The following is an 11460-nucleotide window of genomic DNA, read 5'->3' on the forward strand; positions in this document are numbered from 1 at the left end:
GGTGGTAAGTTATATTTATCGTTTTGAAAAAGTGTTAGCCATTCGAGAGCAGGAAAAAAACGAAACTGAAATTGCCTATAAAGAATCTGTACGTTCTTTTGAAGAAGTAGCAACAAAGTTATATGAGTTGTTAAAAAAGAAAGAAGATTTAATAGAGTTTCAGCAAGAGCGTTTAGCTGTAGGTTCATCAATAGAGGAGGTTCATCATTATGCACGATTTATTGATAGCCTCGAAAAAACAATTGTTGATGTACAGCAGAAAGTTGTTCAAGCTCGTGCAAAAATGAATTGGCACGAAGAAAAATTATTAGAAAAAAACTTGGAAGTACGTAAATTTGAAAAAATGCGAGAAAAAGATTTAAAAGTATTCCAGCAAGAGCAGGATCGTATCGAAGGCATTTTTTTAGATGAGATTTCATCGCTTACGTATAACAAGAGAGAAATCAGGTGATTTCATGGAAAAAAAAGACAACCGACTGAAAACGGAAATAGTAGAACAACCGCCTAAACGTAAATCAGGAGGCTTTCGAAAGTTTTTTACATGGTTTGTAATACCGATCATGTTTGTAGCGGCAATTTTACTTGTTGTTGCAACCCTTATGAATACGAATGTCTTTGATTTAGGGAAGAAGGCGTTTGAAAGCTTGCCATTCGTGCCTTCAGAAGAACAACAAGCAAAAGATGCCGTAGTAAATAATGATTCGAAGGTTGTAAATTTACAGGCTCAAATACAAGAAAAAGAAGCAGAAATCGTACAGCTACAAAAAAAGATGGATACAGCAACAACTGAAAAAGAAAAGTTAACGACAGAAAATGAACAGCTAAAATTTGAAGTTGAAAAATTAAATAGGGAGCAAAGTGACGTAAAGCGTGACTTTACTGATATTTTAAAAACATTCGATAAGATGTCCCCTAAAGCAGCAGCGCCAGTTCTAATTAAAATGAGTGATACGGAAGCACTTCGTATTTTAACAAATTTAAAGCCAGATAAATTAGCAGCGATTCTAGAAAAAATGGATCCACAAGACGCAGCGAAGTATACAGAAATGATGGCTAAACAATAAGAACATCTGAAAGGAGGTGAAAGGATGGATGTAGCAATGATGCAAATGATGTCTAAGGCTAAGGCTATGCAAACTAAAAACGCGGCTACAAAACCTTCGACATCAGGCGATTCCAATGTGAAAGCAAATGGACCGTCGAACAAAGAAAAGTTATCAACGTTTGGATCAGTTTTTGGAAAGGCTATTTCTTCTTCAAATAAAATGCAGCAGCAAACACAGTCAGCGGCTAATAAAGATACCTCTGATTTAGAAGAAGTTTTAAATGCTGAATCTATAGAAGATGTACTAGATGTACTGGGAATCCCACATGACGATGGCTTGTTAATGCTTCAAATTGGTGAAGAAGGCAAAGCTGTTGCAATAGATGAAATGTTAAATCTTGATCACTTAATGGATGCATTGGGAATTGATGCTGAGCAACTTCAACAATTAGTACAACAGTTGCTAGGAGAGGATCAAGAAGCAAGAGATATATGGGAGCTTTTAGCACTAGTAGACGCTCAGGCACCGATGCTTCAAACACAAATCGTAGCAGCTATGCAAGGTGAAGGACAAGTGACAGCGAAAGAAGTAGCACCATTGCTTCAAGTGTTAAAGTTAGCACAGTTAGTTGGACAAAAAACAGACTTAACAGCTTCACAAGAAAACTTGCTAACTAACATCAAGAGTCTTTTGACGACGATGCAAACACTTCAATCGGAACAGCAAGTAACAACTAAAACAACAGTAACACTCCCGTTACAAGGCTTTCAGAATGTAGTTCAAGTTACAAAACAGACAGACACAAGTGCTAATGAAATGGTGACTTCCAATACAGTCCAAACAAAAGCAGATACGTTCCAAGTGACACTACCTGCTGCAAAACCAGCGCAGTCAGAGGCATTATTAAAAGAGATGCAAGCAATTATCAATAGAGCCCAAATCTCGAATGCACAAGGTATTACACGCTTAACATTGAAATTGTATCCAGAAAATCTAGGAACAATTCGTATCGAGCTTGTGCAAAATGACGGTGTCCTTACAGCACGTTTACTCGCTTCAACAGCTCAAGGTCGTGAATTACTTGATAGTCAGGCACATCAATTAAAGCAAGCCTTCGTACAGCAAAATATTCAAGTGGATCGTCTTGATATTGCCCAATCATTACAAGACGCAGATCGCCAACAACGCGACCAAAGCTTCTTCAATAATTTCTTCAAGCAACAACAGCAAGATGAGGAGGAGCAAAAAAGCGACGATGACGATGAAGGCAAGTCCTTTAATGACTATCTAGTAAGTGAGGAGGTGTAAATATGGCAGATACAAAGACTGATAAAATGACTGGGAAAATAACGGATGACTTTCACTATAAGAATTATAAGAAGCCAGTTAGGGAAACGGGTAATAGTGAACTAGGTAAGGATGCTTTTCTACAATTACTAATTACGCAATTGCAACATCAAGATCCAACAAACCCTATGGACGACCGAGATTTTATTGCTCAAATGGCTCAATTTTCTTCATTAGAACAAATGCAAAATATGACAAAAGCGATGGGATCGTTACTTGCCTCACAGCAACAAACACAGCTTATGAATTATTCAACATTTGTTGGTAAGGAAGTTAAATGGCATGAGATAACAGATGAGTTGGATGAAAACAAGAAGCCTATTATCAATGAAGGAACAGGCATTATTGAATCGTTGAAATTTGTAGACGGTGATGTAGTATTCGTATTAGCTGATGGTAAGGAAATTACACCTGGCAATATTTCAGCTATTTTAGGCGGTTCAGGAACGAATTCGAATGGTAACTCAGAATCTCCTCTTGTACAAGCAAGCAAGCTAATTGGTAAAAAAGTTACCTATAAAGACGGCGAGCAAGAACTACAAGGACGTATCGTTTCTGTTTCGAGTAAAGATGGCGTTATTTATTACGTATTAGACAATGACAAAAAATTAACACAAAAAGAATTTACCGAAATAAGCGAATAAAGGTGGAGAAGAATGATGGATCAGTTTTCAATACATCGTGTACCATTGCATCCATCCATTCGCCAAACACAACCTACGCCAATAAAATCACAGCAATCGTTTAAAGCTCATTTACAGGAAGCTACCAATCAACAAGAATTAAAAGTGAGCAAGCATGCGCATGAACGTATTATCCAGCGTAATATAGCGATTTCTGATCAAGAATGGCAGGCTGTATCGGACAAGGTATTTGAAGCGCACTCAAAAGGTGTCAAACAACCATTAGTCTTGATGGATCAAGCAGCTTTAATTGTCAGTGCTAAAAACGCAACTGTCATTACCGCGATGGACCGCACGGAAGCAAAGCAGCAAATATTTACAAATATTGATGGCACAATCGTGCTGTAAGGGCTGGACCTGTGATAGGAGGCCTAGGTGTGCTGATTGATAGAGGCACACAATTTATAGACGAAGGGAGAACGACATTATGTTACGTTCTATGTATTCTGGTATTTCAGGTTTAAAAAACTTCCAAACGAAGCTAGATGTAATTGGGAATAATATTGCTAATGTAAATACTTATGGCTTTAAAAAAGGACGCGTAGTATTTAAAGATTTAATTTCTCAAACGACAGCAGGTGCTTCTTCACCTAGCCAAACTCGTGGTGGTGTTAACGCAAAACAAATCGGTTTAGGTTCACAACTTGCTGCAATCGATACAATTCACGGTCCAGGTTCAATGCAAACAACTTTTCGCGAGTTAGACTTAGCTATAGCTGGTGATGGATTCTTCATGGTAGGTGATGCAAATGGTGCACCTAATGAAGATGGGACATTAGATGAAGAAGGTTATAGAAATATTCTCTATACACGTGCCGGAAATTTCTATATGGATAGAAATGGATATTTAGTAAATGCTGATGGTAAATATTTAGTCGGTACGGCAAGTGATGAGTTATCGGTTTCTGCTGATGGTGATTCAATCGATGGTTCTGCAGCTGAAGAACAAAAAGCAGGGAATGGACTTGCTGATATAGAAGGTAATATCGCAGAGGATATGGATTTCGCAGCTGATATTTCACCGATTCGTATCCCTACAACAGCGCAATCAATGTCTATTTCTCAAGATGGTACAGTTACCTATACAGACTATAAAGGTGACTTACAATATGCAGGTCAACTCATACTCGCGAAGTTCCCAAATGCTGGTGGTCTTGAAAAAGTGGGTGGCAACTACTACCAACCTACAGTAAACTCTGGACAACCATACGCTCAAGTTGGAACAGTAGGAGGGGTTGGTGCCGTTCAAGCTGGCTCCCTAGAAATGTCCAATGTTGACCTTTCAGAGGAGTTTACAGAAATGATTGTGGCGCAACGTGGTTTCCAAGCAAATACACGTATTATCACAACTTCTGATGAAATTCTTCAAGAGCTTGTAAATTTAAAACGCTAAGTAGATTTAGATTTTAGTATGAGATTTATACTCAATATGTAGGTAAAGAAAATACCGATTAAGATTACAAAGTGCTCAAAACTAAAAAACATAATTTCATATGAGGGAGGGTCGGGCCGGCTCTCGTGCTAGACCCGGCCCTATTTCAATGATTGAACTAACACGTTTAAATGGCAAAGCATTTACATTGAATGCTTTATACATAGAAACGGTCGAATCTTTTCCTGATACGACCATTACATTAACGACTGGAACCAAAATCATTGTTTTACAGAGTGAAGATGAGGTGCGACAAAAGGTAACAGCCTTTTATAAAAATATACAAATACTATCAAACCCGCATCTACGAGGTGAAGAAGATGAAGAATAACAAAATGTTAACGATGATTATCATCGTGCTAGTAGCAATCATACTTATCGGGGGTATTGGGTTTGTGTTATATACCCAATTTAATAAGCCAGCAGGAACTCTTGAGCCAACCATTGATGAAATCGTAGAAGCTTCCGTAGAAGTTCCTGAAATTACGACAAATCTAGCTGATAACAAAGTTGTACGCATGTCGTTAAAAATTCAAACAACGAATAAAGATGCTGCTACTGAGTTAACGAAGCGTGATTTCCAAGTGAAAAACATTGTTATTCAAGAGCTTTCTGAAATGGAGCAAAAGGATTTAGAAGGTAAGCAAGGTAAACAAATTTTCCAAAAATCATTAAAAACACGATTAAATGAATTGATGCAAGATGGAGAAGTTCAGGAAGTTTATTTTACCTCCTTCATCACACAATAATAAAGAAACTGCTTGAAATGGAGGTGGGCAAATGGCAGGAGAGGTATTATCTCAATCAGAGATAGATGCGCTGCTTTCCGCAATATCAACGGGGGAAATGTCAGCTGATGATATGAAAAAAGATGACGAGGTGCGTAAGGTTAAAGTGTATGACTTTAAACGTGCACTACGTTTCTCAAAAGATCAAATCCGAAGTTTGACCCGAATACATGAAAATTTTGCACGATTACTGACAACCTTCTTTTCTGCACAGCTGAGAAGCTATGTGCAGATTACTGTTGCATCAGTGGACCAAATACCATTTGAAGAGTTTGTACGTTCGATTCCGAATATGACACTCATTAATGTGTTTGAAGTGCCGCCATTAGATGGTAATATACTGATGGAAATAAACCCAAACATTGCCTACTCTATGTTAGATCGTTTAATGGGCGGTAGTGGGGCGAGTCATAGTAATGTGGATAACTTAACGGAAATTGAAACTAAAATTATGACAAACCTTTTTGAACGTTCATTCGACAATTTACGCGAGGCTTGGGAAAATGTTGCGGAAATTGATCCGATTTTAGTAGAGCTTGAGGTCAACCCTCAATTTTTACAAATGATTTCGCCAAATGAAACGGTTGTCGTTATTTCCTTAAATACGATAATCGGTGAGACAAGCGGTATGATCAATATTTGTATTCCGCATGTTGTATTGGAGCCTATTGTTCCGAATCTTTCTGTTCGCTACTGGATGCAGGCAAATACAAAAGAGATGTCTCCAGAGCAAACAAAAATGCTTGAAACAAGTGTGAAACAAGCACAACTACCGGTTTCTGTTGAACTAGGTATTACCGACATTAACATTGAGGATTTCCTCACAATGCAGGTTGGGGATGTCATTCAATTAGAACAAAAAATTGAAGATCCACTACTATTAAAAGTAGGAACATTACCGAAATTCACAGTTCAACCAGGTAAACAAGGTAAAAAATTAGCAATCCAGATTATCGACCCTTTGAAAGGAGGAGACGAAGATGAGTGATGAAATGCTCTCCCAAGAAGAAATTGAAGCGTTATTAAGGGGCGAAACGTTGGAAGATAAAAACAGCGGCACTGAAGCTTCTACAAATGAGGACAATAATGAATTAAGAGTAGAGGATTACCTCGATTCGTTTGCCCAAGATGCGTTAGGTGAGGTAGGAAATATATCGTTTGGTAGCTCTGCCACAGCGCTTTCAGCGTTATTAGGGCAAAAAGTAGATATTACTACCCCAAGTATTTCAATGATTAACCGTAATAAATTAGAAGAGGAATTTCCACATCCTTATGTAGCCGTACAGGTTGAATATACAATCGGATTAACAGGTATGAATTTACTCGTTATTAAGCAATCCGATGCAGCGATTATTGCTGATTTAATGTTAGGTGGAGATGGCTTAAATCCGAAACCAGACTTAGGTGAAATTCAGCTGAGTGCCGTGCAAGAAGCTATGAATCAAATGATGGGTTCTGCGGCTACTTCAATGTCGACAGTATTTAATAAAAAAGTGGATATTTCACCACCTACTATTGATTTAATGAATATTTCTCAAAATGAAGGACGAGAAAATATTCCTGAAGATGATTTACTCGTAAAAGTATCGTTCAGATTGAGAATTGGTAATTTAATTGATTCAAATATAATGCAATTACTACCGCTGAAATTTAGTCAAAACATTGTAAAGTCTCTATTAGGAGAAACAGAAGCAATCGAGGAACCTGTGGCTGCAACATTAGCACCTGAAGCGCCAGTGGCACCGACGCCTGTCCAACCACAAGCGTCTATGCAACCACAAGCACCTGTAACACCACCGCCTGCGCAGCCAGTATATCAACAGCAGCCAGCGCCTGTGCAACAACAACCAATGTATCAAGAGCAACAGCCAATGTATCAAGAGCAACAACCAATGTATCAAGAGCAACAACCAATGTATCAAGAGCAACAACAGATTCCACAAGCAACAAGACCTGTTCAACCGGTCAATGTTCAACAAGCACAGTTTGCTAGTTTTGATCCAAATGTTATCTCGCAATCTGAAGCTAGAAATTTAAATATGCTACTTGATATTCCATTGCAAGTTACTGTAGAGTTAGGACGTACAAAGCGTTCTGTAAAAGAGATATTAGAACTATCTAGTGGTTCGATTATTGAACTAGATAAATTAGCTGGTGAACCAGTTGATATTTTAGTAAATAGCCGTTTAATCGCTAAAGGTGAAGTCGTTGTTATTGATGAAAACTTCGGTGTCCGTATTACAGATGTTTTAAGTCAAGCAGAGCGTTTAAATAATTTAAGATAGTTTCAATTGGAGGAGTTAACCATGTCTAAAAGAATTTTGATTGTAGACGATGCAGCATTCATGCGCATGATGATCAAGGATATTTTGTCGAAAAATGGGTTTGAAGTTGTTGGGGAAGCAGCTGATGGTTTACAAGCTGTTGAAAAGTACAACGAATTAAAGCCAGATTTAGTAACAATGGATATTACAATGCCAGAAATGGACGGTATTGCAGCTCTTAAAGCAATTAAAGGTTCAGATCCAAACGCAACTGTCATTATGTGTTCAGCAATGGGACAACAAGCAATGGTAATCGATGCAATTCAAGCTGGTGCGAAAGACTTTATTGTGAAACCTTTCCAAGCTGATCGTGTAATTGAAGCGATTCAAAAAGCTCTAGGATGATTGAATGCAAATGTTAAAATCATTTCGTCTAACGATGATTTTCGCATTTCTTGTAGCCTTCCTGTTTTTGTACCCTACAACGACTTCTGTATATGCAGAATCTAACACGAATTTTGTAAGTGACTGCATTAAAGGGGATTGTAAAGAAGATAGTACTCCAGCTGCTAAGAAAGATTCTGATTCACAAGCGGCTGGAGACATATCTGCGTGGGAATACATAAAAATGGTTTTGGCGCTTATTTTTGTTGTAGCTTTATTTTATGGATTAATGAAGTTTTTAAATAAAAGAAATTTAAACTTTCAACGTAATCAATTAGTACAAAATTTAGGCGGTTTATCGTTAGGTGCCCAAAAGTCGGTACAACTATTACAAGTAGGTAAAACACTCTATTTAGTTGGGGTCGGTGAGGATGTCCAGCTATTACGTGAAATTACTGATCCTGATGAAGTTGCAACACTTTTAGCGCTATATAATGAACGACAAGAACTTGCATCAACATCACCGTATATTACAGAAGTATTATCTAAGTTTAAGAGAAAAAATAATGAGAGTTCATCCGTACAGCAAACACAAAACTCTTTTGGTGAGCTGTTCGAAAAAAAGATTTCTGAAATTAAACAAGAGCGCAATGAAGAACTGGAGAAATGGAAGCAAAAGGAGAATGATGATAAATGAATGATGTAATCAGTGTTTTTTCCAACAGCGATCCGACCAATGTCTCCAGTTCTGTAAAGCTTCTCTTAATGTTAACAGTTCTTTCACTAGCACCTAGTATTTTAATTTTGATGACATCGTTTACGCGAATTGTTATTGTGTTATCGTTTGTTCGTACTGCATTGGCGACACAGCAAATGCCACCGAACCAGGTCATTGTAGGTCTTTCCTTGTTTTTAACTTTCTTTATCATGGCCCCAACATTTCAAGAGGTCAATAAAGAGGCATTACAGCCATTATTTTCAGAGAAAATTGGCATTGAAGAGGCGTATGATCGGGCCAGTGAGCCGTTTAAAGAGTTTATGAGTAAGCATACAAGGCAAAAAGATCTTGATTTATTTTTAACGTATAATAAGGCAGATAAGCCAGCATCTGTAGAAGAAATTCCTCTGACGATGCTAGTACCTGCTTTCGCATTAAGTGAAATTAAAACAGCATTTCAAATTGGCTTTATGATTTTTATTCCATTCCTAGTAATCGACATGATTGTCGCAAGTACGCTAATGTCGATGGGGATGATGATGTTACCACCGGTTATGATTTCATTGCCGTTTAAGATTTTATTATTTGTACTCGTTGATGGTTGGTACCTTGTGATGAAATCCTTACTACAAAGTTTTTAGGGGATGATACAGTATGACAGGTGAATTGGTTATTTCAATTGCAGAGCGTGCCATTATGATTATCCTTCTAACAAGCGGTCCGCTACTATTAGTTGCTTTAATCACTGGTTTAGCGGTAAGTATTTTTCAGGCAACAACATCGATTCAAGAGCAAACGTTAGCATTCGTTCCAAAAATCGTCGCTGTATTAGCGGCCATCGTATTTTTCGGTCCTTGGATGTTATCACAAGTGACTAGCTATGCGAGAGACATTTTTGAGAATTTAACGCGTTATATAGGGTGAGTAGATGAATGAATTAATCCCGCATTTTACGGTTTTCTTATTAGTACTTGTGCGCGTATCGGCATTTTTTGTCACGGTGCCTTTTTTCTCGTACAGAACGATTCCGCCACAAGTTAAAATAACTCTCGCGTTAGTTTTAGCTTGGATGATGTATTACACAATTGACGTCGAACCATTTGTATTTAATGGTGATTACATACTTTTAGTGATGAAAGAAGCACTCATTGGACTGTTACTCGGTTTAGTAGGCTATATCATCATGTCGGCAATTCAAATTGCCGGAAGCTTTATAGATTTTCAAATGGGTTTTGCTATTGCGAATATTATTGACCCGCAAACAGGTGCACAAAGTCCATTGATCGGACAATTTTTTAATACGCTAGCATTACTTTTCCTACTAGCTATAAATGGACATCATATGATTCTCGATGGAATTTATTATAGTTATCAATTCTTACCGATGGATCAAGGATTTCCTAATTTCGCAAATGTCAGTTATATAGAGTTTATCATCACAACATTTACGGCAGTTTTTGCGATTGCCTTTCAAATGGCTGCTCCTGTTGTAGCAACTTTATTTTTAGTCGACTTGGCGTTAGGAATCACAGCGAAAACTGTACCACAATTAAATATTTTTGTTGTCGGTTTTCCTATTAAAATAGGTGTTAGTTTTTTAGTGTTATTCACAATGATGGCTGTAATGATTCAAGTTATTCAAAAGCTTATTACCATTATGATTTATGCTATGCGTGATGTAATGGCTATTTTAGGTGGTGGGTAAAATGTTGCTACTGCTGGACTTAGATTTACAGTTTTTTGCGGGAGAAAAAACGGAAAAGGCGACGCCAAAAAAACGACAAGATGCTCGAAAAAAAGGTCAGGTTGTCAAAAGTCAGGATATTTCCAGTGCAATTGTCATGCTCATGGTATTTATCTTTTTATTCTTCTTTGCGGGTTCACTGCGAGATGATCTTTTAGCTTTTTTCAGGCAAACTTTTATTCATAACATACGCGTAGAAACACTAACCATTGATAGTGTGATGCGCTTATTTACAGAAACATTAGTGCAAATGGCTTTTATTATTGTCCCAATAATGGGAATTGCATTTGTTGGAGCATTAGCAGGTAACTTCCTGCAGTTCGGTTTTCTATTTACATTAGAGCCGATGAAGTTTGATTTAAAAAAAATGGACCCAATCAAAGGGTTGAAAAAAATATTTTCTGTTAAAGCCATTATAGAGCTTCTAAAGTCAGTATTAAAGATTGGCTTTATAGGTGGCGTGACGACAATTATCGTTTGGACGAATTTGCCGGAAGTTTTGGCGTTATCCTTTAAAAGCCCATGGATAACTCTTATTACAGTGGGTAAGCTTGTTGGTATCATGGGGATTGCTGCTTCGCTCGTCTTACTATGTGTATCCCTTTTAGACTGGATGTATCAAAAACATGATTACGAAAAAAATCTTAAAATGTCTAAACAAGATATTAAAGATGAATATAAAAATAGTGAGGGCGATCCGCTGATAAAATCGAAAATTAAACAACGCCAACGCGAAATGGCGATGCGTCGAATGATGTCAGAGATTCCAAACGCCGATGTTGTCATAACAAATCCAACTCACTATGCGATTGCCATCAAATATGATGAGGAAAGTATGGATGCCCCACGCATTGTTGCAAAGGGTACGGACTTTATCGCTCAAAAAATTAAACTGATTGCGAAAGAACATGATGTGGTTATGGTTGAAAATAGACCATTAGCACGAGCAATGTACGATCAAGTAGAAATTGGCGATCAAGTACCAGAAGAGTTTTTCAAAGCGATAGCAGAAGTGCTTGCTTATGTTTATCGAATTAAGCGGAAAATTTAAAGC

Annotated in this window: 16 protein-coding genes; all 16 read left to right on the forward strand. The window is 37.6% G+C overall.

The genetic code is table 11. The features are described from left to right. Position 1 precedes the first annotated feature (1 nt). The 16 genes from fliJ (at position 2) to flhB (ending at position 11457) form a co-directional block, all read left to right on the forward strand. On the forward strand, positions 2-451 hold the full coding sequence (gene fliJ, locus ACQKMI_RS08615; RefSeq protein ID WP_427414950.1) for a flagellar export protein FliJ: 450 nt from the start codon (positions 2-4) through the stop codon (positions 449-451). Between the two features lie 4 nt (positions 452-455). Next, positions 456-1064, forward strand: coding sequence for a MotE family protein (locus ACQKMI_RS08620; protein WP_427488161.1), 609 nt, complete (start codon positions 456-458; stop codon positions 1062-1064). Between the two features lie 24 nt (positions 1065-1088). After that, on the forward strand, positions 1089-2354 hold the full coding sequence (locus ACQKMI_RS08625) for a flagellar hook-length control protein FliK (RefSeq protein WP_427488162.1): 1266 nt from the start codon (positions 1089-1091) through the stop codon (positions 2352-2354). 2 nt (positions 2355-2356) lie between these two features. Further along, positions 2357-3037, forward strand: a complete 681-nt coding sequence (gene flgD / locus ACQKMI_RS08630; RefSeq protein WP_427488163.1) for a flagellar hook assembly protein FlgD — start codon at positions 2357-2359, stop codon at positions 3035-3037. 15 nt (positions 3038-3052) lie between these two features. After that, a complete protein-coding gene (locus tag ACQKMI_RS08635; RefSeq protein ID WP_323645585.1) occupies positions 3053-3424 on the forward strand; it encodes a TIGR02530 family flagellar biosynthesis protein in 372 nt (123 codons plus the stop codon). 79 nt (positions 3425-3503) lie between these two features. Beyond that, positions 3504-4469 (forward strand): flagellar hook-basal body complex protein, encoded by a 966-nt coding sequence (locus tag ACQKMI_RS08640; RefSeq protein WP_427488164.1) that lies wholly within the window; start codon positions 3504-3506, stop codon positions 4467-4469. A 148-nt stretch (positions 4470-4617) separates the two neighbouring features. Further along, the gene (locus tag ACQKMI_RS08645) at positions 4618-4839 is read left to right on the forward strand and encodes a flagellar FlbD family protein (RefSeq protein WP_049668748.1); all 222 of its coding nucleotides are present in this window, start codon (positions 4618-4620) and stop codon (positions 4837-4839) included. Then, a complete protein-coding gene (gene fliL, locus ACQKMI_RS08650) occupies positions 4829-5257 on the forward strand; it encodes a flagellar basal body-associated protein FliL (RefSeq protein WP_427488165.1) in 429 nt (142 codons plus the stop codon). Before ACQKMI_RS08645 ends, fliL begins: the two co-directional genes overlap by 11 nt. Before the next feature lie 31 nt (positions 5258-5288). Then, the gene (fliM, locus tag ACQKMI_RS08655) at positions 5289-6284 is read left to right on the forward strand and encodes a flagellar motor switch protein FliM (RefSeq protein WP_323645154.1); all 996 of its coding nucleotides are present in this window, start codon (positions 5289-5291) and stop codon (positions 6282-6284) included. Then, positions 6277-7581 (forward strand): flagellar motor switch phosphatase FliY, encoded by a 1305-nt coding sequence (gene fliY / locus ACQKMI_RS08660; RefSeq protein WP_427488166.1) that lies wholly within the window; start codon positions 6277-6279, stop codon positions 7579-7581. The genes fliM and fliY overlap by 8 nt, the downstream gene beginning before the upstream one ends. A 21-nt stretch (positions 7582-7602) precedes the next feature. Then, a complete protein-coding gene (locus ACQKMI_RS08665; RefSeq protein WP_049668450.1) occupies positions 7603-7965 on the forward strand; it encodes a response regulator in 363 nt (120 codons plus the stop codon). Between the two features lie 10 nt (positions 7966-7975). Next, positions 7976-8641 (forward strand): flagellar biosynthetic protein FliO, encoded by a 666-nt coding sequence (locus ACQKMI_RS08670; RefSeq protein ID WP_427488167.1) that lies wholly within the window; start codon positions 7976-7978, stop codon positions 8639-8641. Continuing rightward, on the forward strand, positions 8638-9303 hold the full coding sequence (fliP, locus tag ACQKMI_RS08675; RefSeq protein WP_427414941.1) for a flagellar type III secretion system pore protein FliP: 666 nt from the start codon (positions 8638-8640) through the stop codon (positions 9301-9303). The genes ACQKMI_RS08670 and fliP overlap by 4 nt, the downstream gene beginning before the upstream one ends. A 13-nt stretch (positions 9304-9316) precedes the next feature. Next, positions 9317-9586 (forward strand): flagellar biosynthesis protein FliQ, encoded by a 270-nt coding sequence (gene fliQ, locus ACQKMI_RS08680; RefSeq protein ID WP_197141919.1) that lies wholly within the window; start codon positions 9317-9319, stop codon positions 9584-9586. A gap of 4 nt (positions 9587-9590) precedes the next feature. Then, positions 9591-10367 (forward strand): flagellar biosynthetic protein FliR, encoded by a 777-nt coding sequence (gene fliR, locus ACQKMI_RS08685; protein WP_323645145.1) that lies wholly within the window; start codon positions 9591-9593, stop codon positions 10365-10367. 1 nt (position 10368) lies between these two features. Next, on the forward strand, positions 10369-11457 hold the full coding sequence (gene flhB, locus ACQKMI_RS08690; RefSeq protein WP_427488168.1) for a flagellar biosynthesis protein FlhB: 1089 nt from the start codon (positions 10369-10371) through the stop codon (positions 11455-11457). Positions 11458-11460: the final 3 nt, after the last annotated feature.

Source organism: Lysinibacillus sp. NPDC097214 (assembly GCF_050277945.1).
Lineage (GTDB): Bacteria > Bacillota > Bacilli > Bacillales_A > Planococcaceae > Lysinibacillus > Lysinibacillus xylanilyticus_B.

Coding starts and splice junctions, on each gene's coding strand:
- ACQKMI_RS08645 (WP_049668748.1), top strand. CDS start 4,618: ATGATTGAACTAACACGTTTAAATGGCAAAGCATTTACATTGAATGCT.
- ACQKMI_RS08640 (WP_427488164.1), top strand. CDS start 3,504: ATGTTACGTTCTATGTATTCTGGTATTTCAGGTTTAAAAAACTTCCAA.
- fliP (WP_427414941.1), top strand. CDS start 8,638: ATGAATGATGTAATCAGTGTTTTTTCCAACAGCGATCCGACCAATGTC.
- ACQKMI_RS08665 (WP_049668450.1), top strand. CDS start 7,603: ATGTCTAAAAGAATTTTGATTGTAGACGATGCAGCATTCATGCGCATG.
- flgD (WP_427488163.1), top strand. CDS start 2,357: ATGGCAGATACAAAGACTGATAAAATGACTGGGAAAATAACGGATGAC.
- fliM (WP_323645154.1), top strand. CDS start 5,289: ATGGCAGGAGAGGTATTATCTCAATCAGAGATAGATGCGCTGCTTTCC.
- fliL (WP_427488165.1), top strand. CDS start 4,829: ATGAAGAATAACAAAATGTTAACGATGATTATCATCGTGCTAGTAGCA.
- ACQKMI_RS08620 (WP_427488161.1), top strand. CDS start 456: ATGGAAAAAAAAGACAACCGACTGAAAACGGAAATAGTAGAACAACCG.
- ACQKMI_RS08625 (WP_427488162.1), top strand. CDS start 1,089: ATGGATGTAGCAATGATGCAAATGATGTCTAAGGCTAAGGCTATGCAA.
- fliR (WP_323645145.1), top strand. CDS start 9,591: ATGAATGAATTAATCCCGCATTTTACGGTTTTCTTATTAGTACTTGTG.
- ACQKMI_RS08635 (WP_323645585.1), top strand. CDS start 3,053: ATGGATCAGTTTTCAATACATCGTGTACCATTGCATCCATCCATTCGC.
- fliQ (WP_197141919.1), top strand. CDS start 9,317: ATGACAGGTGAATTGGTTATTTCAATTGCAGAGCGTGCCATTATGATT.
- fliY (WP_427488166.1), top strand. CDS start 6,277: ATGAGTGATGAAATGCTCTCCCAAGAAGAAATTGAAGCGTTATTAAGG.
- flhB (WP_427488168.1), top strand. CDS start 10,369: ATGTTGCTACTGCTGGACTTAGATTTACAGTTTTTTGCGGGAGAAAAA.
- ACQKMI_RS08670 (WP_427488167.1), top strand. CDS start 7,976: ATGTTAAAATCATTTCGTCTAACGATGATTTTCGCATTTCTTGTAGCC.